33 protein-coding genes and 1 pseudogene are annotated in these 24799 nt (G+C 67.1%); 8 read left to right on the forward strand and 26 right to left on the reverse strand.

The annotated features are described in order from the left end of the window. Positions 1–138: 138 nt before the first annotated feature. From P2L57_RS16015 to P2L57_RS16030, 4 genes are read right to left on the reverse strand one after another with little or no spacing between them, the layout of a single operon-like run. Positions 139–588, reverse strand: coding sequence for a hypothetical protein (locus tag P2L57_RS16015; protein WP_275814790.1), 450 nt, complete (start codon positions 586–588; stop codon positions 139–141). Continuing rightward, positions 585–1010, reverse strand: a complete 426-nt coding sequence (locus P2L57_RS16020) for an HK97 gp10 family phage protein (RefSeq protein WP_275814792.1) — start codon at positions 1008–1010, stop codon at positions 585–587. The genes P2L57_RS16015 and P2L57_RS16020 overlap by 4 nt, the downstream gene beginning before the upstream one ends. Then, a complete protein-coding gene (locus P2L57_RS16025; RefSeq protein ID WP_275814795.1) occupies positions 1010–1441 on the reverse strand; it encodes a DUF6093 family protein in 432 nt (143 codons plus the stop codon). Before P2L57_RS16025 ends, P2L57_RS16020 begins: the two co-directional genes overlap by 1 nt. Next, positions 1431–1802 carry a hypothetical protein gene (locus P2L57_RS16030; protein ID WP_275814798.1) on the reverse strand — a complete coding sequence of 124 codons (372 nt, stop codon included), beginning with the start codon at positions 1800–1802 and terminating at the stop codon, positions 1431–1433. Before P2L57_RS16030 ends, P2L57_RS16025 begins: the two co-directional genes overlap by 11 nt. Positions 1803–1889: 87 nt before the next feature. Between P2L57_RS16030 and P2L57_RS16035 the strand changes: the two genes are divergently transcribed. Next, entirely contained in the window at positions 1890–2108 is a 219-nt protein-coding gene (locus tag P2L57_RS16035; RefSeq protein ID WP_275814802.1) for a hypothetical protein, read from the forward strand. A gap of 18 nt (positions 2109–2126) precedes the next feature. On the opposite strand, the gene P2L57_RS16040 is transcribed toward P2L57_RS16035, so the two are convergent. The 14 genes from P2L57_RS16040 to P2L57_RS16105 form a co-directional block, all read right to left on the reverse strand. Next, positions 2127–4016: an ATP-binding cassette domain-containing protein gene (locus P2L57_RS16040; RefSeq protein ID WP_372515726.1), complete on the reverse strand. Its 1890-nt coding sequence runs from the start codon at positions 4014–4016 to the stop codon at positions 2127–2129. Between the two features lie 343 nt (positions 4017–4359). Further along, positions 4360–5454, reverse strand: a complete 1095-nt coding sequence (locus P2L57_RS16045) for a methyltransferase domain-containing protein (RefSeq protein ID WP_275815324.1) — start codon at positions 5452–5454, stop codon at positions 4360–4362. A gap of 655 nt (positions 5455–6109) precedes the next feature. After that, complete coding sequence (locus P2L57_RS16050) at positions 6110–6958, reverse strand: helix-turn-helix domain-containing protein (RefSeq protein WP_275814808.1); 849 nt, start codon at positions 6956–6958, stop codon at positions 6110–6112. A gap of 37 nt (positions 6959–6995) precedes the next feature. Beyond that, positions 6996–7505 (reverse strand): DUF6879 family protein, encoded by a 510-nt coding sequence (locus tag P2L57_RS16055; protein WP_275814811.1) that lies wholly within the window; start codon positions 7503–7505, stop codon positions 6996–6998. Then, on the reverse strand, positions 7459–7740 hold the full coding sequence (locus P2L57_RS16060; protein WP_275814813.1) for a hypothetical protein: 282 nt from the start codon (positions 7738–7740) through the stop codon (positions 7459–7461). The genes P2L57_RS16055 and P2L57_RS16060 overlap by 47 nt, the downstream gene beginning before the upstream one ends. A 199-nt stretch (positions 7741–7939) precedes the next feature. Then, a complete protein-coding gene (locus P2L57_RS16065; RefSeq protein ID WP_275814816.1) occupies positions 7940–9292 on the reverse strand; it encodes a phosphomannomutase/phosphoglucomutase in 1353 nt (450 codons plus the stop codon). A gap of 90 nt (positions 9293–9382) precedes the next feature. Beyond that, a complete protein-coding gene (locus P2L57_RS16070; RefSeq protein ID WP_275814818.1) occupies positions 9383–10429 on the reverse strand; it encodes a mevalonate kinase family protein in 1047 nt (348 codons plus the stop codon). Further along, positions 10426–11340 carry a radical SAM/SPASM domain-containing protein gene (locus tag P2L57_RS16075; protein WP_275814821.1) on the reverse strand — a complete coding sequence of 305 codons (915 nt, stop codon included), beginning with the start codon at positions 11338–11340 and terminating at the stop codon, positions 10426–10428. The genes P2L57_RS16070 and P2L57_RS16075 overlap by 4 nt, the downstream gene beginning before the upstream one ends. Positions 11341–11476: 136 nt before the next feature. Beyond that, positions 11477–12052: a class I SAM-dependent methyltransferase gene (locus tag P2L57_RS16080; protein ID WP_275814823.1), complete on the reverse strand. Its 576-nt coding sequence runs from the start codon at positions 12050–12052 to the stop codon at positions 11477–11479. Then, positions 12049–12642: a DUF6624 domain-containing protein gene (locus P2L57_RS16085; RefSeq protein ID WP_275814826.1), complete on the reverse strand. Its 594-nt coding sequence runs from the start codon at positions 12640–12642 to the stop codon at positions 12049–12051. The genes P2L57_RS16080 and P2L57_RS16085 overlap by 4 nt, the downstream gene beginning before the upstream one ends. Positions 12643–12644: 2 nt before the next feature. After that, positions 12645–13169, reverse strand: coding sequence for a hypothetical protein (locus P2L57_RS16090; RefSeq protein WP_275814830.1), 525 nt, complete (start codon positions 13167–13169; stop codon positions 12645–12647). A 132-nt stretch (positions 13170–13301) separates the two neighbouring features. Beyond that, entirely contained in the window at positions 13302–13691 is a 390-nt protein-coding gene (locus P2L57_RS16095) for a hypothetical protein (protein ID WP_275814832.1), read from the reverse strand. Continuing rightward, the gene (locus tag P2L57_RS16100) at positions 13688–14170 is read right to left on the reverse strand and encodes a DUF6415 family natural product biosynthesis protein (protein ID WP_275814835.1); all 483 of its coding nucleotides are present in this window, start codon (positions 14168–14170) and stop codon (positions 13688–13690) included. The genes P2L57_RS16095 and P2L57_RS16100 overlap by 4 nt, the downstream gene beginning before the upstream one ends. Further along, positions 14167–14574, reverse strand: a complete 408-nt coding sequence (locus P2L57_RS16105; RefSeq protein ID WP_275814838.1) for an ATP-binding protein — start codon at positions 14572–14574, stop codon at positions 14167–14169. Before P2L57_RS16105 ends, P2L57_RS16100 begins: the two co-directional genes overlap by 4 nt. Positions 14575–14788: 214 nt before the next feature. On the opposite strand from P2L57_RS16105, the gene P2L57_RS16110 reads away from it, so the two are divergent. The 5 genes and pseudogenes from P2L57_RS16110 (at position 14789) to P2L57_RS16130 (ending at position 16475) form a co-directional block, all read left to right on the forward strand. Further along, entirely contained in the window at positions 14789–15649 is an 861-nt protein-coding gene (locus tag P2L57_RS16110; protein ID WP_275814841.1) for a helix-turn-helix domain-containing protein, read from the forward strand. Positions 15650–15651: 2 nt separating this feature from the next. After that, positions 15652–15870 (forward strand): DUF397 domain-containing protein, encoded by a 219-nt coding sequence (locus tag P2L57_RS16115; RefSeq protein ID WP_275814844.1) that lies wholly within the window; start codon positions 15652–15654, stop codon positions 15868–15870. Positions 15871–15881: 11 nt separating this feature from the next. Next, positions 15882–16016 (forward strand): annotated as a pseudogene (locus P2L57_RS16120) (Scr1 family TA system antitoxin-like transcriptional regulator); the annotation flags it as partial. Then, positions 16013–16237, forward strand: coding sequence for a DUF397 domain-containing protein (locus P2L57_RS16125; RefSeq protein WP_275814847.1), 225 nt, complete (start codon positions 16013–16015; stop codon positions 16235–16237). The pseudogene P2L57_RS16120 and the gene P2L57_RS16125, both read left to right, overlap by 4 nt. Before the next feature lies 1 nt (position 16238). After that, on the forward strand, positions 16239–16475 hold the full coding sequence (locus P2L57_RS16130; protein WP_275814850.1) for a DUF397 domain-containing protein: 237 nt from the start codon (positions 16239–16241) through the stop codon (positions 16473–16475). A gap of 87 nt (positions 16476–16562) precedes the next feature. Here P2L57_RS16130 and P2L57_RS16135 read toward each other — a convergent pair whose 3' ends face one another. Together P2L57_RS16135 and hisS are read right to left on the reverse strand one after the other, a co-directional pair. Next, positions 16563–17174, reverse strand: coding sequence for a hypothetical protein (locus P2L57_RS16135; protein ID WP_275814852.1), 612 nt, complete (start codon positions 17172–17174; stop codon positions 16563–16565). 44 nt (positions 17175–17218) lie between these two features. Then, complete coding sequence (hisS, locus tag P2L57_RS16140; RefSeq protein ID WP_275814854.1) at positions 17219–18622, reverse strand: histidine--tRNA ligase; 1404 nt, start codon at positions 18620–18622, stop codon at positions 17219–17221. Between the two features lie 206 nt (positions 18623–18828). Here hisS and P2L57_RS16145 point away from each other — a divergent pair, with 206 nt between their 5' ends. Continuing rightward, positions 18829–19218, forward strand: a complete 390-nt coding sequence (locus P2L57_RS16145; RefSeq protein ID WP_275814856.1) for a DUF6907 domain-containing protein — start codon at positions 18829–18831, stop codon at positions 19216–19218. A 3-nt stretch (positions 19219–19221) separates the two neighbouring features. Here the strand turns inward: P2L57_RS16145 and P2L57_RS16150 are convergent, their stop codons facing one another. From P2L57_RS16150 to P2L57_RS16175, 6 genes are all read right to left on the reverse strand, one after another. After that, positions 19222–19554, reverse strand: coding sequence for a hypothetical protein (locus P2L57_RS16150; protein ID WP_275814859.1), 333 nt, complete (start codon positions 19552–19554; stop codon positions 19222–19224). Between the two features lie 77 nt (positions 19555–19631). After that, positions 19632–19904 carry a hypothetical protein gene (locus tag P2L57_RS16155; protein WP_275814862.1) on the reverse strand — a complete coding sequence of 91 codons (273 nt, stop codon included), beginning with the start codon at positions 19902–19904 and terminating at the stop codon, positions 19632–19634. Continuing rightward, positions 19904–20953, reverse strand: a complete 1050-nt coding sequence (locus tag P2L57_RS16160; protein WP_275814864.1) for a major capsid protein — start codon at positions 20951–20953, stop codon at positions 19904–19906. The genes P2L57_RS16155 and P2L57_RS16160 overlap by 1 nt, the downstream gene beginning before the upstream one ends. A 12-nt stretch (positions 20954–20965) precedes the next feature. Continuing rightward, entirely contained in the window at positions 20966–21382 is a 417-nt protein-coding gene (locus P2L57_RS16165; protein ID WP_275814867.1) for a head decoration protein, read from the reverse strand. A 121-nt stretch (positions 21383–21503) separates the two neighbouring features. Further along, entirely contained in the window at positions 21504–22118 is a 615-nt protein-coding gene (locus P2L57_RS16170; protein WP_275814870.1) for a hypothetical protein, read from the reverse strand. A gap of 65 nt (positions 22119–22183) precedes the next feature. Then, entirely contained in the window at positions 22184–23938 is a 1755-nt protein-coding gene (locus P2L57_RS16175; RefSeq protein WP_275814873.1) for a hypothetical protein, read from the reverse strand. Positions 23939–24457: 519 nt separating this feature from the next. Here P2L57_RS16175 and P2L57_RS16185 point away from each other — a divergent pair. Continuing rightward, a complete protein-coding gene (locus P2L57_RS16185) occupies positions 24458–24796 on the forward strand; it encodes an STAS domain-containing protein (RefSeq protein WP_275814876.1) in 339 nt (112 codons plus the stop codon). The last annotated feature ends 3 nt before the right edge of the window (positions 24797–24799 follow it).

Here is a 24799-nt window from a genome sequence, read left to right on the forward strand (position 1 = left end):
TCCGCTCCCACTTCTGGGGCAGCGTCCCGTACCAAGGCCCTGCCCCTTCGAAACTCAAAGGGGGGATTCGCCTGGCCAGGGGCCGAGCGTCCGCGCGGGCCTCCGCGGTGAGGATCACGAAGAAGCGTTTCCACTCCTTCAGGCAGGGGTCACGGTGATCGTGAACCGTTGCACGTAGGACACGATAGCGCCTGCCGCCGACACCGAGGTCTCCCCAGCAGCGTCGTGTTCCAACTCCCGGTCGATCACGCATGCTTGGGCAAGATGCAGGTCGTAGGCCCACCGGTCGCCGTTGCGGCCGACGATGCCGTGGCGTACCCGGTCGGCAAGCCACTGCACCTGGTCATCTCGCTCTCCGACCGACGTCACCTGGTACGACCACGCCGCATCCGCCTGCCAGTCCCACAACGGCGGACCGCTGAACGTCCCAGGCAGCGAATCCAGGATCGCGTAAGGCACCGACGCCGGTTCCCACTCACCCGACGCACAGCGCACGCGCGGCAGTTCACCGACACCACACGGCCGACCGGTCGCCTGAGCGATGAGCGCGGCCAGCGCGCGTGTCACGGGAAGACGCGCGGTGGTCACAGCACCCCGTCCACCAGCGCCTGGACGAACTCCGGCTCGGTTTGCTGGAACGCCGATCCCACGTGCGGAAACGGCGGCTGCCGGTAGTGGCGGCCGAGCCCATCGACGCCGACGAACCCGTACTCAAGGCGCCGCGCCTGCGGCGCGTTCGTGAATACCTCGGCCGTCACTTGCCCGCCTCCGGTAGCCATTCGTACGTCCCACGAGGCCCGGTACTGGCCGGTGATCACGTTCGGCCCTGGCCTGCCTGAGGCGTTGCGCTGGATACGGACGCGCAGCAGCATCGCGTAATGCCTTGTGATCATGCTGGTCCGGGCGCGGGCCGCCGACCCGAGACCGGTAATCGCGGCGGCCAGCGCGATCGGATCACGGAACTCCGTCGCGTCCGGGTGGGCGTTCGGATGCGGATTCACGTCTGCCATCAGGCGATCACCTGGATCCGGACGATCCGCACCACGCTGTAGGTGCCGACGTTCGCGTCCGAGACCCGAAAGCGACGTCCCATCAGTTGTGGGTCCCGGGGGCCATCGGGCCTGATCGATCCGGCGACCCGAAGGACGTCATCAGGTCGCAGCGCCGGAACATCGACCGGGAGCACGGCCTGGTAGTCGGTCGTCGGCGGGGCTTGGGAAACCGATCCGTCAAGCGGCTTGGTGATTGCCGGGCGCCCGAGCGGCATCACCGCGCCGAGCCCATCCCACACCAGCACCTCCTCCGGTGACGGCGGGACCAACTGGCCGGTCGCCTCATCGAGCACATCGTCGGCTCGGCCGTCTGAATCGCGCCACACCTCCACCTTGTCATCCAGGATCCGACCGACGACCCGGCGCACCCCGCTCACATCAAGCCCCACAGGCCCACTCCCCCAGCTGAGCCAGCATCGCCCGCGTCAACGACCCCGGCCCGGCCCCAAGATCCGGCCGGGTCAACGCGGCGCGCTCCAGTTCGTCAGGGTCTATAGCCGCGAGGAACTCTGCGACGGCTGGCCCCGGATCGGTGACATCGGCGACTGACACGCGCGCCAGCCCGTCGAAGTTGGTGTCACCGCTGTCCGCGAGGTGCAGCACGAGGTGCGCGGGCTCCCCGGGAACCTGGCTGATGGTGTAGCCACGAAGACCGCGCGGATCGATGCACTCGCCGTCGATCTCGATGATGGTCGTCTGGCCGTCGACACGGAGACGTACGTGATGACCGGCAGAGTCGTTGTGAACCATTCAACAGACGGTAGGAGGAGTGTCGGACAACCCCGCCGCTACGCTGCACCCCACCATTCGCTCGGTTCACCAAAGGGGAAGGGCTCGATGGGATCCAACAAGCCGTGGTGGTACCGCATACCTACCCGGCCCCTCGGGGTCATTGTCACCTGCGGCGTCGCGGCCGTCATCATCCTCACCACGCCCGACATCGGCACTGATGGCGTTCTGTGCGCCCTGCTTTCCAGTGTGTGCGCAGCCTTCCTGACCGGATTCGTTCAAGGCGTAGCGCAGGCCCGTCACGACGAACACTCACAGCAAACCTGATCCCGAGGGCCGGTCTCATCAGCGATCCTTGGCCAGGGCAAGGAGTTCGGCGAACAGCCCATCGCCGTTGGACAGTTCCTCGTAGTGGCCCTGTTCGGTGATCCGGCCGTTTTGCATCACGATGATCCGGTCAGCGATCTTGGTGTTCTCCAGCTGGTGCGTGACCACGATGGTGATGCGGTCGGCCGCGATGCTCTTGATCTCCGCGAAGATGTCGTGCTCCCCACGGGGATCCATCTGCGAGGTCGGCTCGTCCAGGATCAGGAGTGGGGACCGCCTGTACAACGCGCGAGAACAGGCCAATCGCTGCCACTGTCCGCCAGATAGTTCGGCTCCTCCGAAGAACTCTCGGGCCAACAGTGTGTCCAGTTGCTTGGGAAGCTCCTCGATCGCGTCCCGCATGCCCACGGCATCGACGGCCTCCCACACGGGATCGTCGTTGAAGGTGCGGGGCTGTCCGAGAGTGACGTTCTCCCGTGCCCGCAGGGGCCACTGGGCGAAGATCTGCGGGACAAGTCCGCAGGCCGCCCACACACCGCTCGGGTCGGCCGAGGCCAGGTCGGCACCATCCCAGGTCACGCTCCCCTTATCCGCCAGGAGGATGCCCGTGATCAACCGGGTGAGGGTCGATTTTCCCGAGCCGTTCTCGCCCACGATGGCCAGGATCTCGCCACGACGCAGCGTGAGGGAGAGATGGTCGACGGCGGGCCGGTCCTTGCCCGGGTACTGGTAGACCACCTCCTCCAACCGAATCTCATCCACCCGCCTGGGGATAGACACCTCGCCACGCCTGGACGCGCGTTCGGCGGCGAAATCGAGAAAGGCGCGCATGTCGGCGAGATACAGGGAGGTGTGAAACAACGCCGCGCCATTAATGACGAGTTGAGACAAGGCGCCCAGAGATGCTTGGACGGCGACGACGACGGTGGCGGCGACGGCCAACTCCAGGCGGCCGGTGGCGGCCAGCCAGGCGAGGGTGGCCCAGGTGCCCAGCAGGAAGATGCCGCCAAGCGCCGAGGTAGCCATCACGATGCGCAGCGTGCGCGGCGCGGCGTCCAACGTGCGCTGGTCGATGCGCTGGGACAGGGTGCGGTACCAGTAGATGATGTAGTTGGTCATGCTGTTGGCGCGGACCTCGTCGCCGTAGCGGGAGGTCGTGGCCCACCAGCGCATCATGCCCCGCACGTTGCGGTCGCCGAGGTTGAGGTAGTGCGTCTCGTAATCCACACGGGCCGACAGCACGGCTCCGGCGCCTGCGGGGACGACAGCCAGGAGCAGCAGCGGCAGCATCAGGGGGTGTAGCGCGGTCAGCACGCCGCCGGCGGCGACCATGCGAATCAGCGCGGACATGAATCGCTGCGCGTCGTTGATGAGCATGGTGGTCCGCGTGACTCCGACTTCGGCGGCCTCTTGGCGGTTGGCGAAGCCGGGGTCGCTGTAGGCGGAGGCTTCAACCCGGCAGGTTGCCTCGACCAGCGCGGTGTCCGCCGCGGTGATCAAGCCGGGGCTGATCCGGTCATTGGCGTAGGAGGACAGCGCGCTGGAGATCCGGCCGACCGCGGCGGCAGTGGCGATGATGACCAGGGCGGGAAGCGCGGCGTGCAGCCGTTCAGGTACAGGTGCGTTGCCAACGAAGTGCCGCATCGCCTTCGCGGTGAAGGCCAGCACGACTGCCGCGGCGACGCCAGTGAGCACCTGGCAGGTCACCAGCAGGACGACCGCTAGTCGATCAATTGCCCATGCCATGCGTGCCGTCTGCCACAGCGCGGAGGGCAGGCGAGCACACATGGCGGCGAAGGTGGCCTCGCCCAGCGGGTTCTTGCTGTAGTTGCTTTCGAATGTGATCGTCGCCGGGGGCGGAGGAGGGGGAGTCTTACGGCCTTCGATCGGGGTATCAGTGGCAGTCAACTGCATCCCTTCTGAACGGTGTTGCCGCGCCTGGATGGTCCGGCGATGCCAAGCTCAACGAGGTCGCGCCGGAATCGAACACGCTCGATTTCGGACGACGTGGAGGCCAAGCACCCTGCGGGTTGTGGGTACGGCCCCCCGGAGCCATCGAGCATGGATCTTGATGGCGGTTGGCTGAAAGGGGACTTGAACAAGGGAACTGGCCCCCACGAGACGCGAGGGCCAGACTTACGACCCGCGCACTACCCGGCGCGGTGACCGCCATGGAGCAACACGGCACACGCCTCGGCGACAAGTGCGTCGGCCAGTGGAAGCGCCGCTTGACTGCCCCGCGAAGCGAGAGTCACCGGTACACCGTGGGTACGGGATGGTCTGGGGAGTCCAGCCATACTCTTTGCCCGTGCTGGTCGATGGCGAGACCAAAGCGGTCGCGCGCGGGGCAGCCTTGTGCTTCCCACCACCGCCATGCCGCCTCTACCTCTTCCCACAGGCGGCGCGGCCCGTACTGCTCGACCTCGAACTCCGACTGGCCGGGGACGTACTCGGCGGTCGCCCACGACTTCCCGTCGTCAGCAGTAATCCACAGTGTCGCCTCGTCGCTGCCGTCCTGGGCGAGGCCGAGTGTCGGCCAGGCGTCCCGCACCTGGGTGCCGATGGCGAACATCCCATCCGGGGAGTCGTCGATATCACGTGGGTCGATCCGGGTTGTGGACTTCTCCCCGTCCTCTCCGCGGTAGGCGTCATGAATGTTCCCGCTGCGGCCCCGTTGGGAGCGGCACCACATGAACGCCGGGCTTCCGGAGAACCGCCCGGTCGCAATGCCATCGCCCACGTCCAAGGAGGCGAAGGAGTAGGAGTGGAAGCTTCCGCCCCAGGGGGTGACGATCCGGCCGCCAGGCGCCTGCTCCACCCACGCGTAGGGGATGTCCCGCACCGTGCAGGTACAGATGATCCGGTCGAACGGAGCAACCTCGGGGATCCCTCTCAGGCCGTCACCTGTGAGGACCTCCACTGGGAGCCCGGCCGCCTTGAGATTCGCTCGCGCCTGCTCGGCAACGGCGGGATCAACGTCGATCGTGACGACGTTTCCGATGCCGAGGCGCGTGCCGAGCCATGCCGCGTTAAGGCCGGTTCCAGCCCCGATCTCGGCGACGGCATGCCCTTCACGTACGCCCAGGAGGTCGAGCATCTCCAGCATGATCGACGGCATGGAACTGGACGAGGTCGGCACTCCCGTACCGTCGCCGCCGTCATCGGTCTGCGTGACGACCGGAAGGTCCCCATAGACCTTCTGCGCCCACTGCTGGTAATCACGCTCCTTGTCCCTGTCCTCGAACACAGGGGGACAGAACAGACCCCGGTCGACGCTGGCGACGACATCGGCCCAGTCGGGCAGGAGAGCGCCCTTGTTGGTCAGGATCTCAACCAACCGCTTCATCGTGGTCACAGCGCATCACTTCTTCGGGTTACTGATGGGCTTGTCCCACTTGCCGTCCGATTCCTTCGGCGACTGCTTCTTGTCGCCCTCGCTGCCGCCCTTGCCATCTCCGTGTTTACTCATCGGTTCCTCCATCTGTGACTTTGTCGGCGATTAGTCCAGTTACGCCCTGGAAAATCCTCGCTTCGGCGGCCGGGCCGGTGTGCGGGTCGGAAGGTCGTCGGGCTGTTTCGGGCCTTTGGGGTCGGCCATGATGGACCTGCCCTTCTGATGGGTGGCGCCGGAGGCCCGCGCTGGGAACGTTGCGCCTCCGGCGTCGACTGGGCTTGCTTGACCGAGCCGCTCCACGCGGTCGGTACACCAGTCGGCGTCAGCCCGAGATCCCGGCTCTCCGCGGGACGTGGCTGTCCTCCGGTCTACATGGAGCGTTGACGTGCTGCGGGCAGCAGCAAAGCGGAAAGACCAGGGACATCAGTGGCCCTTCACCCGGCATGACTTCGTGCTCCGGCACTACCTGGGTGACCCCGTTCGCGGTCACTCGATAGACCGCGATCGTCATTGCCATGGCCGCCTCCCCGTCTGCGCTGCACGACGCCAACGACGCTAGAAACAACGGCACTTGGGCCTCAACGAAGTTGCGCCGGATTGCGCGAATTCACCCCAGGGCGTCGATCGCGGCCGTGATCAACTTCCGTGCGTGCGCGCCGTGAACAGCCATGCCTGTCAGTGTGGTGAACGTCCGGACGTAGTCGGCGATCTCCCGAGGCTGCGTGATCCGCAGGTATCCGGAGGTCAGTTCAACCGCGACCTCCGCCTCATCGAACATGTAGAAGTCCTCAACCGGTAGGTGCGGCCGGCCGGTACCCATGGGGAGGATGCCAAGGCTGACGAACGGTCGTGAGCTGACGGCGATCAGGTGCCCGAGTTGGCCTGCCATGGTTTCCGCATCGCACACGGCGGCGCGCAGGACATACTCCTCTACCAGGAGCCCGAAGCGGTGGCGCCCGGAGAAGAGCATGTGTTGCCGCTCCATGCGGGTATCGACAGCTTCGTCAACGTCATCGATGGCGACGCGATCACGCTGGATGGACCGCAGGACAGCGGCGGTGTACTCACGTGTTTGCACCATGCCGGGCATCACGCGGCTCGCGTAGACCCGGAAAAGGCCCGTGCGCTGGTAGAGGGCGGCGACGGACTCTTGAGCGGCGCGCAGGCCGGTGCGCTCCATGCGCCGCCATTGGGTGTACATCGACTCAACGGCGCGGACCGCGGCGATGAGGTCGGCGATCTGGTCGACGGCCCCGCACACGATGCACCAGGTCTTGATGTCGGACTCGGACGGAGCCGATATCCCACTTTGGATTCGGCTGGTCTTGGCCGGGTGCCAGCCGCACTGTGCGGACAGCTCGTCCCCGTTGAGCCCGGCGTCTTTGCGGATCTCGATGAGGCGGTTAGCGAGGGCTTTCCGCGCTTCGATGACGCTGGACGACGGGGACGATGGCATGGTGCTAGCTGTCCGGTACCGGTCTCGGGTGGATGGTTCAGACGGTGTACTGCTGGTGCGGGATGCCGCGGTCCCACACGGCCTCGAACGCGGAGACGACCATCTTCACCACGGCGGGGTCCTCGTTGAACTCGTGGCCAGCCCAGTCACCGTCCCCGGTGAACCAGTGAAAGAGGACCCTGCGGTCATCGATCAGCCACAAGTCATTGCCCGGCAGGGCCAGGTCGGAGGAAAGACGCCTCGGAAGCCAGCGGACCTGTTCCCCTGCCGCGATGTTGTGCTGCTCAGTGATCGCGTGCTCCCAGCGGATGTAGTCGGTGACTGGCTCGGAGACGACCCTGGCTCGGCGCATCCCCACCCCTCGGCCGACGGTCTCCTTCACCAGCTCAGACCAAACGCGGTACTCCTCGGGCAGTTGCACGGAGCTCCCTTGCCGCCAGGCAGCGAAGACGGGGTCGTCCATATAGGAGTCGCGCATCTCCAGGTGGGCCGCCGAGTGCTCAGCACTCCTCAGCAGGGCGGTAAAGTCCGGTGCGCTCTGCGTCATCGCACGCCTTCCTCAAGATCGGGATCATCCGGACGGGGAGACGCACCACGGTCTCATGGTCGGGCACGCCAGTGGGATGACCTGGAACCCACTCGGTCTCGCTGATCTTCTCGTACGTCTCCAGGTCAGGGAGCCACCCCTGAATGACGATCTCGCCCTTCTCGTCTTCGAGCCACACCGTGGGAGAGCCGCCATTGGGCGTGTTCGGGTCTATGCCGACGAACTCTAGGTTCACTGTGCACTCCCCTACCAACTCGGTTGCGCCATCTTGCGGGTGACGCTTCCCGAGGAGCGAAGGGCCGTCAAGATGCCCGTCCGAAATGGCCGAGACTTGCGCTACCTTGCCGCCTCTCGTGAGCCGCATGAACGGAAAGAGAGTGGGTGCGACAGCGAAAGGCTGCCGCACCACCCTCTTTCGTGCCCCTGATTGCAGGTCAGGTCCGGACCATGGCTAGAACTTCGTCGCGCAGGGCCTCGACAGCGGCTTGGTCGGGGGCCTCAACGTTGAGTCGCAGCAGCGGTTCGGTGTTGGACGGACGGAGATTGAACCAGCGGCCGTCACCGAGGTTGACCGTCAGACCGTCGAGTCGGTCAGTGGTGACGCCGTCGAACTCTTGGTACGCGGCTTCGACTTCGTCCAGCTTGGCGGGCACGTCGGCGACTTCGGAGTTGATTTCGCCGGAGGCGGCGTAGCGAGAGTAGTCGGCGACCAGCTCGGACAGCGGCCGGTCCTGCTCGCCGAGGGCGGCGAGGACGTGGAGGGCGGTGAGCATGCCGGTGTCGGCCCGCCAGAAGTCGCGGAAGTAGTAGTGGCCGGAGTGCTCGCCGCCGAAGACCGCGTCGTGCTCGGCCATCAGGGCCTTCATGAACGAGTGGCCGACCCGGCTGCGGATCGGGGTTCCGCCGTGCTCGCGGATGATCTCGACCGCGGCGGCGGAGGTGATGACGTTGTGGACGATGGCCGAGCCGGGGTGCTTGGCCAGCTCGCGGGCGGCGACCAGGCCGACGATCGCGGAGGGGGAGACGGCCTGGCCCTTCTCGTCAATGAAGAAGCACCGGTCGGCATCCCCGTCGAACGCCAGGCCGATGTCGGCACCGGTCTCGCGGACCTTGGCTTGGAGGTCGAGGAGGTTCTTCGGCTCCAGCGGGTTGGCCTCGTGGTTCGGGAAGGTGCCATCCAACTCGAAGTACATCGGTACCAGGTCGATGGGCAGGCCCTCGAAGACGGCGGGGACGGTATGTCCGGCCATACCGTTGCCCGCGTCCGCCACCACCTTCAACCTGCGGATGCCGGACAGATCGACCAGCTTGTTGAGGTGGACGGCATAGTCGATCAGCAGGTCCTGGCGGGTGACGGTGCCCCGCTCCCTGGCGGGGACGGGGATGTCTCCGGCCTCCAGCCAGGTGCGGATCTGGCCGAGGCCGGAGTCCTCGCCGATGGGGGCGGCCCCGGCCCGGCACAATTTGATGCCGTTGTCCTTGGCCGGGTTGTGGCTGGCGGTGACCATCACCCCGGGCAGGCCCAGCTTGCCGGAAGCGAAGTACAGGTAGTCGGTCGAGCCGAGACCGGCGTCGATGACATCGGCTCCGGCCCGGTTGGCGCCCACCGCGAAGGCTTTCGCCAGGTCCGGCGAGGTCGAGCGCATGTCGCGGGCGATGACGATCCGATCGGCTTTGGTGAGCCGGATGAACAAGGCACCGGCCTTCTCGGCGATGTCGGTGTTCATCTGCGCGGGGACTTCACCGCGAATGTCGTACGCCTTGACCAGACGGGAGTAGTCGGGCATGGCCTGCCTTCCAGAGTCGAGGGCTTGTTGGGCGAGGTTACCGACGGTGGCCGCCCGAACACGCCGAATCGGACCGCCCACCGTCGGGGGTTATGCGGAGGTGCTGGCATAGGGCTCGGAGAGACTGGAGATGAGCCCACGCGGCTCGGAGGTCGGCAGGGCGACCGCGTGGACCGGAAGATCAGCAACCGACTCCAGGACCGCTGTCAGGGCATCGTCAGGTACCAAGGCGAACAGGCAGCCGCCGTGTCCGGATCCGGTGAGCTTGGCGCCGAAGGCGCCTGCGGCCAGGACCCGCTTCGCGCAGGTGTCGATGAGCTCAGTCGAGCAGCGGACCTTGCCCCGCAGCAGGTCCTGCCCGGCGTTCAGCAACCGGCCAACCTGGCGATAGTCCACGGTCTTCGCGGTCAACAGCTCGGTGACGGCATCGACCAGCTCGCCGGCCTGGCGGGAGTAGTCGATCATTGCGGTCTCGCGGGCCTCGAAGCGGGCCCGCTTGGACGCCAGCACCTTCATGGTGGTCCGTCGCTGCAAGGTGTCGATGACCACGACCGGGATACCCAGGTTCGGTGCGATTCGCTCGATCGTGGGCAACTCGCCTGCGTTCACGCGGTTGACGCCGCCATACGCGCAGGCCAGGAAGTCCATCCAGCCCGCCCCGGAGCCCAGTTCACTGGTCTCGGCTTGGCGGGCCAGTCCGCAGACCTGGGCGATCTCCAGCGGATCTCCGGCTAGGCCGCCGAGGGCTGTGACCACGGCCAAGGTGAGGGCGGCGCTGGAGGACAGTCCGGCGGCCACCGGTAACTCGGTTGAGGCGGTCAGCACGGTCCCGGCGATCAGCTCGGCCTGCCGCAGGCTAACGCGGACAGCGGCCTGCATGTGGTCCAGGACATGACCGTCGTATTGCCGCCCGGCGGCCTGGGCGGCGGGGACGAGACGGGTGCGGAACAGCGGCGGCCCGGATGTCAGGACCAGAGCGGTGGAGCCGACCGCCTGCCAGGCGGTCACCCTGGTCCGCAGCGGCACGGCGGTCACCACGGAGGAGCCGCCGGTCATCCAGTCCAGCGATTCCCCGGCCAGACACAATCGGCCCGGGACCGAGGCGGTCACCGCCCTCGCGATCGCTCGGGCCGTCATCGGCGGGTCTCCGGTAGGGCCTGCACACAGCTCGCGCAGGCGGGTGAGCGCGACCAGTCCGCGCGGCTGTGCCGCTGCCGCCACTCGGCCATGACCGGGTGATTCCACAGCTCGGCCAGGGTGCTGTCGGCGACGTTGCCGACGACGTATTCGCGGTGCTGGGGGCCTTCGGGGACCACGTTGCAGCACATCTTCATCTGCCCGCGGAAGTCCACGCTGAGCGAGGTCGCGGTCATCTGGCACGGAGCGGTACGCAGGCCGTTCTGCGGCACCAGGGCGGTACCGCCGCGGTCGTTGTAGGTGTCGATCGACGGGCGGATGACCTCGACCTTCATCCCCGTGTCGGGGTCGGTCCAGGTCGCGGCCAGTCCTTGGCGGACCTCGGCGAGCTGCCAGGGGAAGCAGTCCCGGATGCGGGCCTTGACCAGCCAGCTTCGCAGGGCATCATAGGTGGGCTGCACGTCGGCTCGGTGGGGATAGCGGGTGACGCGCAGGTACTTCACCCCGTCCTCGCGCATGCGTTCCACGGTGCTGCGGTTGAGGAGATCGCCGTTGGTGTAGATCGCGGGCCTGGCGGCCGGGATCGCGTAGCGGACACGGGCGATCTCCTCTCTCAGACGAGGGTTGGCCAACGGCTCGTTGTAGTTGTGGAAGGCGAAGAACCCGTCGAAGCCAGCGGCCCCCAGCTCGGCGGTGATCTTCTCGAAGACGGCCCAGTCCATCAGCTGCTGGGTGCGTCGCGCGTTGGTCTGTCCGTTGGGGCACCACGAGCAGATGCGGTTGCAGTATCGGGAGGTCTCGATCTCCACATATCGCACGCCCGCCAGTGGCCGATCCTCGGCGGGGATGGGAGGCGCCAGAGCTGGCACCACGGGCAGTAATGCCCGGTCGGCGGTGTTTGGTTCGGGCACAGCAGTCCTCCGTCGTGGTGGGCTGGTGAGAGGCGATGAGCGAGGGAGCGGATGGGTTGGTGCATCTGGTTCGGGTACCGCGCTATTGCGCCGCTCGATGGTCCAGGCTCGTGCCTCCGGACCACCGAGCGGCCGTCTAGGTGGCGGTGCTGCGCAAGGCAAGGCAGGCCAGCGGGCCTCGCAGGTCGTAGCGCACGGCCTGCGCCCAACCGAAGCTGAGCGAGGCGATCTCCCGTTCGGCCATCCCACCGGGCTGGGTGACGTCCTCACCGACGACAGGTATTACCGCGTACATCCGTCCTCCGGGACGCAGCCAGAAATCACGGACCCGGCGGACCCAGGCTGCGGGGTCGGTGAGGAAGGGCAAGATCAGGCGGCACACCACCAGGTCGATGCCACGGATCGGCAGACCGGGCGGGTCGCCCTGGTTGAGGTCATGGCGGAGGTAGCGGACGCCGGTCAATGGGGTGCGGCGGGCGGCGCGCAGAGCTGTGTCGGCGAAGTCGATGCCGGTGACGTCGTAGCCGAACCGGTGGAGCTGGCGGCTGAAGACTCCGGTGCCGCAGCCGACATCCGTAGCTACATGGCCACAGCGAATGGGAAAGTGCCTTGCGAAGGCGGCCAATTCAGTGTCGGTGAGCATGTGGTAGCCGCGGCCTTCCTCGGCCCAGGCATCCCAGGTGGTTGCCGAAGGGCTCCGTGTCATCGTCATGCCGCCACGCTCACCGCGAATTCGGCAGAGCTCTTGTCGCCGGGCTGCTCGGGATCAGCTTCCGGCCCCGGCTCATGACGGCGGCGGAGAGCGTCGCGGGCAGCAGCGAACGGCGGCAGTCCGACGCTGGCGCGGCGCGCGTCGAGCTGACGGGTGTCACGGACCGGCAGGACTTCCGGCCCGTGGGGACCGGTCCTGTACTGCGTTCCGTAGAGCTGGACCGCGCCGGCGTTAACGCTGCACCGGTCGTGGAGGTGTGCCCACTGCTGGATGGGGGCCTCGCCGCGCTCAACTGCCGTGGAGAGCAGACGCAGTGCCAGGCGCTGAAAGTCGCGGAGATGGTCAGCACGAAGAGCAATCTCCCACGCGGCCTTCGCAGCGTCCTCCCCGACGAGGCTGCGACCGGGCCATCCGTGGTCAGCCACGATGCGGCGGAGCACAGCCGCGTTGGCATGGTCGAGATGCCGGCCCAAGTTGGTCTGCACGTCGCTGGGCCGGGTGCGGACGAGTTGGTACCAGTGCTCGCGTGCCTGCTCCGCGCGGGCAAGGAGGTCGCAGGCGATGTCGGGACGTCGGGGTTCGGTTGTCATGGTCAGGCTCCGTACTGGAGTGCCGTCACGAGTCGCCGTGCGGTGCGCAGTGTGAGGTCTCCCAAGGTGATGGCGGGCTCGCCCCCGCATCGCTGGCAGTAGGGGTGGAAGTACGTGTCCATGAATCCGCCGCGTGTGGCCTGTTTGAAGGCGGCGTCGAGACGGTCAAGGACTTGCTGTCCCTCGGGCCAGTCGGGGGTCTCGGCCAGCTCCGGCTGGGACGGGGCGCCCAGGACGCAGGCGAGCCGGTCCGCCGTGCAGATCGAGACATTACCGAGGCGGATCTTGGCGCCATAGACATGCGGGGTCGGCACATCGAGCCCGTGAGCCTGGAAGGCGGAGCTCAAGACATCCGCAGTTTTGAAGGCGCGCTTCAGGCTCTTGCGGATGAGGCGCGCCAGGTGGAGTGCTGTCGCCGGATCCGTCGTACCGACGTCGACGCAAGGCTTGCGCTCCGTGTTGGTCCATGGCGAGAGTCTCAAGCCCGCAGCCGTGCAAGCTCGACGCAGGTCGATGGCGGCTTCCACGACCCCTTCCATAGCGGATGAGGTAGTGAGTTGCGGCTCGACAGCGGGCTCCGCCGGGGCAGTAGTGTCGTTCGTCATGCGGTTCTCCGGACAGTGGTGCGAGGGCGGGTCGTGGGAGGCGGTTCCCCGCCGTCAGGGAGGTCCACCGATCGCGCCAGCCGGGGCTAACCGCCGTAGCGAGGACGCGTAGTTGACGGCGGTGTCCGTGAGGGGGAGCACGGAGACGGGGTAAGCGATCCACGTCCAACGACCGGCGGGGGCCGGCACGGCGAAGGTGTACGGCTTTCCTCTCCGCAGTTCGACCACAGCGGCCTGCACGGCACGGTGGTCGCCGAGCCAGCCCCAGACCCTGTGAAACGTCGCCCGGTCCAGATCCACACTGGCGGCGCGCACGGATTCGCGAACCCACTCGACGGCCTGGCCGGGTTCATCGGTCGTGATGTCATGCGGCGGCCCGTCTCCCGGCTGAGGACCGTCGTGGTCGACGTGGCACCAGTAGGTGCGCGGCAGCGGCTTCGTCATGCTGACCACCTGCTCTCGGCAGGGGCAGAGCCGAAGTCCGGGAGAGGACCGTCGTCGTCATCGGCCACGAGGTCGAGCAGGTCCAGGACGAGCGAGGCCAGACGGCGCGCATAGGAGTCTGTGGGCGTGAACCCCTTGGCTGATCCTTCGGCGTCGAGGCCGCAAGCAAGGCCGACCCGCTTGATCAGGTCCTTGTCCGGGCGCCCCCGGACGCGCTGCAAGGCATCCGTCACGAGGTACCACAGACAGCCTTGTAGACGAGGGACGAGCTTCCGGATTTCCTCGGGCTCCAGCGGCGCTGCGCCCCAGCCGAGAATCCGGTCCAGGTAGTCGTCCACGCCCTCCTTGATAAAGGAGCTGGTCAACGAACTGAGCAGGTCCAGGAGCGACTTGGGGGCGGCAGGCCGCGCGGGTTCGACCTCCATATCGCGGGCGGCCTCGGCGTCCCGTACAGGCAAGGGAGAGTGGCCAGTGTTCATGCCGCGCTCTCCCTGGAGGTCGTGCGGAACTCGAACCAGACGTCCTTGCCGTCTTCCGTCGGGTTGGCGCCCCAGGCGTCAGCGGTCTTGGCGAGGAGGAACATCCCGCGACCGCTCTGACCGCACCAGTCCGGCTCGGTGACCACCGGGAGCGCCCGACTGGTGTCGCTGACTGTGACGCGCACGGCGTCGGAACGGCGTTGCAGGGTAAGGACGCAGTCCGGAGAGCCCGCGTGCTTCGCGACGTTGCTGAGCAACTCCGTCGTGCACAACGCAGCGGGGGCCGTTAACTCAGCTCGGCCCCATAGACGCAGGTACGCGGCAACGATCCGTCGTATACCGGCGAGGGCCTTCGGGACTGCGGCCAACTCTTGTCTGTACTGCTTGATGCCTGCCTCTGCCATGACGGCCACGGCTCCTCCCAGAGGGACGCGGGCACACGCACAGGTTCGTAGCGCCCCGAACTCGTCGGAGCACCCTGCGTTGATGCCTCATGTTGCTCTCGACCAACCTTCCGCGCAACCTTTCTAGTTAGAAAGCATTCGTTCAGTGAAGATGTGTCATATGCCAGCTTGCTTACGCCCGATACGCTGCCTGGTCAGACGAGGAGGTACCGCAGTGGTCGATGCACAGCCGAACGTGCACCGCCGGAGACTGGGCCTGGAGCTCCGCGCACTACGGAAAGAGGCTGGGCTCAACCTGGACGACGCAGCCAGCAAGCTTGGGCTGTCCGGCGCCCCGGCACTCAGCAAGATCGAGAACGGCAAGCAGCGGGTAGCGCCGATCGCTATCGCTGGCTTCCTGGAGGCGTACAACTGCACGGACCCTGCCCGCAGCGCGGAGATCCGGAGCCTCGCCACCCTCGCTTCCTCCGGGAAGCGAACCAGCCTGCTCGCGCGGTACCGCGACTCAGTTCGGGACCCCTTCGCCGAGTACGTGCATCTGGAGGAGCTCGCCAAGCGAGCGGAGACCTTCGTGTATCTGTTGCCCGGGCTGCTTCAGACCGAGGAGTACGCCCAAGCGGTCGTCACAGGAAGCCGGAAGTGGAGTACGCAGCGGGACATCCGCAAGTTCGTCGAGCTCCGAATGAAGCGCCAGCAGGCGCTCACCCGCAGCGAACCGCTCGGCTTGTGGTGCGTGCTCGACGAGGCAGCCCTACGCCGCGAGGTGGGTGGGCCTGACGTCATGCGGCGACAGCTCCAGCGGCTGGTCGAGGTATCAGAAGAACTACCCCACGTCGCGATACAGGTTCTTCCCTTCGCGAAGGGTGCACACGCCGGCATGGACGGGGGTTTCACCCTTCTACACTTCGAGGCGGGACCGCCAGTAGCCGTCGTGGAGCCGATGACAACGTCGCTCTACCTGGAGGACGATAGGGACGTCGGACGCTATGAGACGGGGTTCAATCACCTCCGCGCCGAGGCTCTCGACACCGAGCAGTCCCTTGCCTTCATCCGCAACATGATCAAGGACTCGTAAGCATGAACATCAAGGTCGACCTCACCAACGCCGAGTGGGCGAAGAGCAGCCTGAGCAACGGCGGGGACAACTGCCTGGAGGTCGCGTTCGTCGATGGGGTGGTGGCGCTCCGCGACTCCAAGGACGTCGGGGACCCCAACGCCAAGATCCTGATCATCTCGCAGGACGACTACCGCGCCTTCACCGGCGGCATCGCTAAGGGTGATCTGCTGCTCCCGTAGCGTCCAAGCAAGGTGGTACGTTGCTTGAGCAGCGGCCCGACGTTCAGAGGTACTCGAAAGCATGGGACGAACTGACCGCCGCCGCAATGTCCCCATCTGCATCCCAGCAGTACATTCGTGATCTCGTCAAGGAAAGTGGATCATGACTCAGGAGTCCGCGCCCCGCACCACCGAGAACGAGCTGGAGGGCGCGTTCTGGCACACCAGCTCCTACAGCGGCACGAACAACAACTGCGTGGAGCGAGGCAAGCTCCGCTCCGGCCGCCAGGCCGTGCGCGACACCAAGGACCGCGAGCGCGGAGCACTGATCTTTGACGCGGACGTATGGCGGAACTTCGTCGCGGCCGTACGGAACGACACCCTCTAACGTGAGCCCCGACACGCGAGAAAAGGACGCGCTGTACGCGCTCGATCTGAGCGAGGTCGAGTGGGTGGGGGCACCGGGCAGCGACCCGCGTAACCGCGTCGAAATCGCCCGCCTCCCAGGCGGCGCCGTCGCCATGCGCAATGCAGCCTGCCCTGAGGATCCCCCGCTTCGGTACACGGCAGCCGAGTGGGAGGCGTTCACGCTCGGCGCCCGCGACGGCGAGTTCGACCTCTCGTAGCCTCCGAAAGCCGCGCCCCCGCTCCGATCACTCGGATGCGGGGGCGCGGCGCGTCAGGCCCACGGCGGCCCACCGGGCCGCCGCTGGCTACTCGTCGAGGTAGAGCAGCGCGGTGATCGTCTTCTTACACACGTCGCAGTGCATCGGAGCCTCGATGCTCGCGAGGTCGCACTCGATGGATGTGATGCGGTCCACCACCCTGGTGTCGACTTCGCCCCGCCATGCCTCATGCCAGCGTTCGGTGTTCTCCTGGAGCCGCGAGACGTAGCCGCGGGTCATCTCGTAGAACGCCCGAACGCCGTGCTCCTTCATGTAGCCCCAGTTGAACTTCAGGCTCTTGAGCACGACGGGGAACGGGTGCAGCGCCTGGGTACGACCCCAGGTCTCCAGCACGTCCGCGACATCGAGCCTGCCAGCCCGCTCATCCAGCACCGTCCACATGCCGGAGGCGTCGTAGTCGCCAAGCACCTGGTCCAGGACCCCGGCACAGCGGCGCAGGTTCGCCTTCTTCGCCTGGAAGACCCGCGCAACCTCGGTACGCGCCTCGGCCGTGGGCTCCTTGCGGGCCTTGCTGATCGCCCGGGTTAACTCCGTACTGAGAGCTGCCTCATCACACAGTGAGTCCCCGAAGCTGAGCCACGGGTCCGGAAACCCGCGCTCAGCCGTCACCTCGAAGATCCGATCGCCTTGCGTTCCCATCCACTCCTCCTCGAAAGTCGGCAGCGGACAGGGTCCGCTGCGCGTCAACTGGATGGTGCGCACCGCCGCGCGAGTTCCGCAGCAGCCTGATCGAGCGGGACCTGGACCTGCTCGCCGCTTTCCATGTCCCGCAGCGTGACCATGCCGGCGTCGTGCTCGGCCTTGCCGTAGATCACGCAGAAGCTGGCCCCTTGGTCGCTGGCCCACTTCATCTGCTTGGCGAACTTCCCGCTGGATCCAAGGTAAACGCCTGTTCGAATCCCGGCGCGGCGGATTTCAGCCGCCAGCCGGAAGCTGTCCGCCGACAGGTCCTCGCCCATGACCGTGACGGCCACATCGACCTGCGAGTAGCTGCCCTGATCAGCCTGCTCCAGAAGCGGAAGGATCCGCTCGATACCCAGCGAGCCGCCACAGGCCGGGGAGTCCTTGCCACCGAGCCGGGCGATCAGCCCGTCATACCGACCGCCGGAAGCGATCGAGCCCGGCATGCCCGGCGCGGCGACCTCGAAGATGATCCCCGTGTAGTAGTCGAGGCCGCGCACCAGGTTTGGCGTGAACCCGATCCGCTCGGCCGGGATCGCGTCCTTGGTCAGCTCCAACAGCCGGTCTACCTCCGCCAGACCCGCCTGCCCCATCTCGCTGGACTTCAACTCACCACGGATCCGCTCGACAGCGTCCGGCGAGGTGAGGTCATCCACCAGACCCTGCGCCACGTCTTGCGACAGCCCGCGGTTGGCCACCAGCTCGCCGACGACGGCCTCCGGGGAAAGCTTGTCGAGCTTGTCGAGCGTGATCAGCACGCCGGAGCCGAGCCCTTCGGGGACGTTGTACGCCTCCAGCAGACCGAACAGCACGTGCCGGGAGTTCAGCAGGAACCGGAACTCCGGCACCCCCAGCGCATCCAGCGCGTCATGGAGGGCGAGGACGACCTCGGCATCCGACAGCGGAGAGGACGAACCCACGATGTCCAAGTCACACTGCACGAACTCGCGGTAGCGCCCCTTACCCGGCCGGTCAGCACGCCACACCGGAGCGATGGCGTACCGCTTGTACGGGGAGGGCAGCTGGCTGCCGTAGGCCGCCGCCGCGCGAGCCAGGGGCACGGTGAGGTCGTAGCGGAGAGCAAGATCAGCCTCGCCGGTCGCCTCATGCTCGCCGCGCCGGAGGATCTTGAAGATCAGCTTGTCGCCCTCGTCGCCGTACTTGCCGGTGAGGACGTCCAACCGCTCGAACGCCGGCGTCTGGAGGGGCTGGAAGCCGTAGCGGCCGAACACTTCCCGGATTGTCGCGAACGCGCGTTCCCGCCGCTCATGCTCGGCGGCGAGGAAATCGCGGGTGCCGGACGCGGGCTCAAACTGCTTCAACGAGGCCATGCGGCCATAGTCCCGGAAGCCGGGTGCCGCAAGCAAAGCACATCGAGCAGTGTCTCGATAGCCGACCAGCCGCACGCAGAGACCTCCCAAACAGAAGGCGAGGTTCCGGTCTACTGGTGGTCGCAGGGGCCGTCGAAACCGAGCCAGGCGATCCGGCGCGGACCGAACGACCTGGCTCGACGCCTTCCCAGCCCACCAAGCGGTTCAGCGAGCGCGACCGCACCTCACCGACGCCAGGCACCCGAAATGGATCATTTGGACTACATGACAAAATCCGGACCATGAACGCGCAAGACTGGAAACTGTCTGTTACGGGCGATAGCTGCCCCGAGTGGTGTGCACAGGACCACGCCGACGACGACCCCGAGCACGAATCGATCATCCACGAGTCCACTCCGCTCACCGTCGCGCTGCCCCCAATGGTCAACGGAGAACGACTCCAACTCTCGTTCACCACCATCTGCAGCGAGGACTACAACCACCCCGAGGAGGGGCGCAGCCCCTCCCACATCGAGCTCGGCACCGAGTCCGACCAGCAGGGCCGCATGCACGACTACATACCCTTCCCGTCCGTCGAAGCCCTCGATCAGCTGATCAACGACTTCCGGAGCACGGCGAACATGCTGGAGCAATGGCGCGAGCGTCTGCCCTCCGCCGGGCAAGCCGCGTAACCCCTACCGGTAGCGGCGCGTCGGCACCAGCCAGGTGACCACCAGGTCCTCGTCGCCGTCCTCCTGGTCGCCGCAGGGATCATCGGGCGCGGGCGCTTGGCGTACGGCGTCGATCTGCCGCTCGATGCCGCGCAGGTTCTCCTGAAGGTCCATGGTCACCACGCCATCGACCGTGACCTTCAACGGGTCAGCAAGCAGCTTCGCGCGGCGCTCACCCAGTACCTCAAGTGCAACCGCCCGAACCAACCCCAGGCGGAAGTACCGGCGCTCCAGGTCGGCCGGGTCCACGTCAGGGCCGAGCTGCGCCAGCAGCCACGCCCGCTGGAACTCGTCCACCAGGTTCACATCCCTCTATACGAGACGGCCCGGAGCCAGACGCGGGAAACCAGCTCCGAGCCGTACGCGTGAGCGCATTACGCGGATGACGAGCGGGACCGCCGCGGCGGCGACTTCTTGCCGCCGCCGGTCTCGCCCTCCTCGTCTTGGGGTGCACTCACGGTGTTGTCCACCATCTCCTCGACCCCGACGACCTCCACCTCACGCGGCGGCGGCACGTCCCAGGCAGCGGGGTTGGTGATCAGCACGGCGATCTCCGCAGGCGGGCACTCGCCCGGCAACAAGACCAGCTCCTCCCGCGTCTCCGGGTCCTGCACGTACACGGCGGCGATCAGGTGACTCACCAGCATCACAGGACCTTGGCCACGATGTGCGCGTCCGGGGTGTGCATCACCGGCATGCCGACGGCGGCGCCCTTGGTCCAGATCTGCACCGGGTCATCCTGCATCCCGCGGGTGATGATGATGCCCGGCGCGTCCTCTCGGACGATCTCCGGATTGGTGCCGCGCGAGAGCACCAGCGCCTCGGCGGTCACCCCGAACATCGTCTGCGCCCACTTCTCCCGATCCGGCGGCACCAGCACCCACAGGTCCTCGGGCAGCACCTTGCGGGGCTTGCCGTCCACCCGCACCTGCGCCTTGTAGAACGTGATCGGCGGCAGGTTGTAGTTGCCCCTGACGACGTTGATTTGCTGCGGGGTGAGCGTCGCGGTCGGCGTGGTCGATGGGTTCACCGACCCGTAGTACGCCGCCCGGTAGGCGTTGTTCGCCGCCAGGTAGCTGAACGCCTTCCGGCTGGTGATCACCAGCTCCGGCTCCGGGGCGCCGATATCGTCCAGATGCTGAATCCACCGCAGCTCATCCGCGATCGGATCAGAGGCCGCGTCGGACCACGGCACCGGGGCGACCGGCATGTTCGCCGCCGGGACGTTCCAATCCACCTCCAGCGTCAGCCCGTTCTCCTGCACCAAGCTGAACTTCCCGTCGGCCAGAACGTCTCCGGCGGCCAGCTCCAGCCGGGAGCGGATCGCCTCCACATGCCGCTCGACATCGTCATACAGCAGCTCGATCAGCCGGTCCTGATCCGAGCCGCGCGAGGCTTCCAACAGGATCTGCTCCTGCTCACCAACGATGAGCTTCTGCCCGAGCGCGGGCAGCGCACCCTCACGGGAGGTCTGCCACGCCTCACGGGTCGCGAACGGCACCGAAGCATCGAACGCCCGGTACTTCGCCACGTTCACATACCGGCCGGAGTCCTTCACCCGCCACTTGACCTCGTTCAGCTCCAGCGTCGGGAAGATCGTCTGGGTGAGCAGGAAGTCCTTCGGCGACGGGATAGCACGGGCGAACGTCGTCAGGTCAGCGACCTGGACGTCCTTCAACAGGTCCTGAATCGTCACAGCCCCGGCCCCTTACACGAACCGGATCTGCGCACCACGCGGGTGCCACGACAGCTGCGACAGATCGATCCCCCCGGGCACCTTCGACGCACGCACCGCACCATGCCACAGCAGCGCCGCCGGAATCCGGGTCTGCCCCGGCGCGAACGGCACCTCCGCGAACACAAAGCCCCGCAGAACCTGACGGCCGCAAGACGCCTCCGGATCGTACGGCCCGTACAACTTCGACTCGACCACCTTGCCCACCGGGATACCGGAGAAGACCCGGCCGTACGGCTGGCATGCGTCACCGCACTGGTAGTGCACCCCCTCCTCGAAAAGGCTCAGGTCAAGAGTGATCGTGTCGGTCGACTCCGTGCCGTGCAGCGCCGCCAGCCAATCGCGGTCAGCGGTCAGGAACTCGTGCGTCGTAACAGGCTGAATACTCACGCCATCTCCTATGGACGAATGCGGTTCATCTCCTCCGCACACCGCCCACAAGGCAGTGCCGTCCACGAAGTTCGAGGGGCGTGGTCCCCAACCCTGCTGGCCAGACAGACAGTCCGCGCGGCTACTCGATCACAAGGCCGCGTCGACGAGCCATCTCCAGCCCCGCCGCACCCGGCCGCCGCACCGGCGCCGTACGCGACGGGCCTCGACCAGCCGGAGCACCACCCGGAGCAGACGGCACCGGCGTGCGCACCTCGCCGAACAGCTCCGGACGCCGCACCCGCAGCACCTCCGCAGCCGCCGCAATCTGCGCCTCGTCCGCGTCATCCTCCGCCGCGAGCAGCTTCTCCGCGTCTACCAGGTCATCACCTGCAGCGCCAAGAGCCACCAGCGCCGCACGACGCAGTGCCGCCCGCTCGCGCTCAATCGCGGCCTCCTCGCGTCGGGCTGCCTGCAACTCCCGCTCCGCAGCAGCCTGTTCACGACGCTCGACCTCCGACAGCGCCGCCTGCTCCGCCTCGCGCTGCACGGTCACGAAATCGTGGAGCGCCTTGGGCGAATCGAACCCCAGGCCCGCAAGCAGTCGCTTGATCGCGGCGCGTTCACCCTGCTGCTTCTCCCGCGTCAGCAGCTTGCCGAGCCGATCCTGCGTCACCGTCACCTGCTGCGGCTGCGGGCCCGCTTCTTCGGCGTCGTCCAGCTGCTGGTCATTCGGCTCGTCCTGGGGCGGAACCATACAACTCCTCCTGGTACGCGCCCCCGCGCTGCCGATCAGTGTAGCCACCACCACCGACTACCAGCTCAACTCACCGAGACGGCTGCCTGCTTCGGCCCCGGCGTTCCAGCCTGCCCCTCCTGCCCACCCCGGCTATCGGCCACCTGCTCGCTCCCATCCGCTGGGTGCGTCCCCTGACCCTGGCCACCGCGGCCCGCCGCAGCCTCCGCGACCCTCGCCGCCGCCTCCTGATCCGCCCGTGTCCGGATACGGGCCACCTCCTGCGAGGCGTCGTCGATCGGATACCCCGCATCGACCAGCATCCGCACCGCGGTCTCCAACGAGATCACCCCGGCCCCATACGCCTGCACCACCTCGTCCAGCACCGCCGCCCGGTCCGTCGGCGTGTGCGGAGCCCACGCCAGCCGCGCCGACAGCGACTCCCCAGCCGTCCACCCCTGAACCTGGCCGGCCTGGAACAGACGCTGCACGAACTTCAACAACAGCCGGTACTTGTGCTCCCTCGCCAACCGCATCGACCCCACCAACGCATCCAGCGGCCCAAGTGCCAGTTGCAGCGCATACCCCGACGGCACCTTCGACGCATCCAGCGCCCCCAACCCGGCCGACGTGATCCGCGAGTTCGACGCGATCCGGTCCAACAGGTGCTCCACCCGCGCCCGAAGCTCCGCCAACTGCGGCGAGGTGTCCAACGCATCCATGCGCCCGCTGTCCCCGAGCTGCCACACCGCACCGGCCTGCACCGTCAACTGCTCCGGCCGCCCCGTGGCCCGGTCGACCGGCAGCCGCGCACCAGCGAGCCCAATGATCGGCGTGCCCGTCGTCGCCGACGCAGCCGAGGAGTCCGAGTCCGTGGCGGCCAGCTCATCCAGGCCCTGCAACACCTTCGCGATCACCGAGCGGCCCCAATGCTCCCCGCCGTCCGGGATCGTGTTCGTCACGTGCACCACGGGAACGAAGTCGATCAACAAGTCCAGCCGATTCAGCGCCGTCCCGTCCGGCCGCACCCGGAACATCGCCTTACCCAGCGGCAGCTGGTCCAGCGTCTCGCCCTGCTTCAAATCGTCCAACGCCCACTCGGCATCCGTCAGGAAGCAGGTCACCGACGACGGCTTCCCGGGCTCCCACGGATACTGGCGCGCCACCGTGCCGTCCTCGGAGATCGGGCCAAGCTCGTACGTGACCCGGCGAACCCGGGCCTTCAACCCCAACTCCGGATCCTCCGGCAGCTCCCACGCCAGATGCACACGCGAGGGGAAGTCCTGGTCCTGGTCGTCATCCCACTGCGGGAAGTAGAAGCCCGGATCGTACGTACGCAGCGTCGGTCGACCCTTGTCCGGGTCCCAGGCCAGTACGTACACGCTGTCGCCGAGCAACACCGCGTTCCGCTCGGCCTGCTGCACGCGCAGTGTCAGCAGCTCCTTGTCAGCCCACTGCCGCAACCGCTCCTGTGCACCGGCCGCGTCCACAGCACCCGGCTGCGGAGCCGCCTCATCAGCGTGCTCCGCACCCAGCACCACTACCTGCTGTTCCGAGCCCAACAGATAGCCCAACGCCGTATCGACTAGCTTTGCCGCATCACCCAACTCGCGCCGATCCAACGCTGCGTCATCCCCCGACGCAGCGGCAAGCTGACCCGCCTGGTTGTTGTCGTACGCCGCGAGCACCTTGTACGCCGCCAATCGGCGCAGCTCGTGCGGGGGAAGCCACGACGCCGCCAGCTCCGGGAACGCCAGGTTGCCCGGTTGATCGGCCTCGGCCATAACCGGCTTGTACGACAGCCACGACCAGGCATCGATCACGAATTGGCGTAGGCCCACGTCCACTCCAGGAGGGTCGGCCCCGCGCCGTGCTCAACCCTAGTGCTGTGACCGCATAGGTTCGCCCCAGGCCGTACACCGCCACCTGCGCTGGCGCAACGCCAACGCCCGCCACCCCGACGTACTCGCCGCCCAGCGCAAGGAACGCGCCCGCATCCGCTGGGGCGGGAGATCACTCAAAGCTGCGTGATGCAGCGGTACCGGACCATCACGCCCTCAATGCGTCTGCTGCTGTTCAGGGGCAAGGGATCCCCGGGCGATGGCATTGAACGCAAGAAGGGGACGCGCGCATGCACAAGAGGGGCGCGCTTCGAACCAGCTGTGCGACGTTGGCGCCGGGGAGACTGCCTGACCCGCCCTGGCCGCCGAAGTGCGTGGGGGCGCGATCGGATACGCACGCTGCCACCGACCAGCTACGCTCTGCGTCCGGTCGCGCTGAGCTAGGCTGAGGACACCGGCCGGGCACCGGGCGTCCACACAAACGCAGCCATACTGCCGCACGCGAAACGGGAGGCTGCCGTGGCACCCGAGGGCCTGACCACGGAAGTGACGGCCTCATCAGCTGGCCACGCCCTGGTCACTGTCCGCGGTGAACTGGACATCGAGACCACCGACCAATTGCGCAGCCGCCTGCTTCAGGTCGTCGCCGAGAACCCGGAATCAGTCGTTGACCTCTCCGGCGTCTCCTTCTGTGATTGCTCGGGCCTGAGTGCGCTGGATGCCGCCCGCCGAGCTGCCATCCACGCAGGCCGCAGCCTACGTCTGCGGGCGGTCCCTCCTACGGTGGCCAGAGTGCTCGCGGCCACAGGCATGGACACAGCCTTCGCCATCGACGACGCGCCGACCAACGGTCGATAGCCA

This window comes from Streptantibioticus ferralitis (genome assembly GCF_029223525.1).
Classification (GTDB): domain Bacteria; phylum Actinomycetota; class Actinomycetes; order Streptomycetales; family Streptomycetaceae; genus Streptantibioticus_A; species Streptantibioticus_A ferralitis.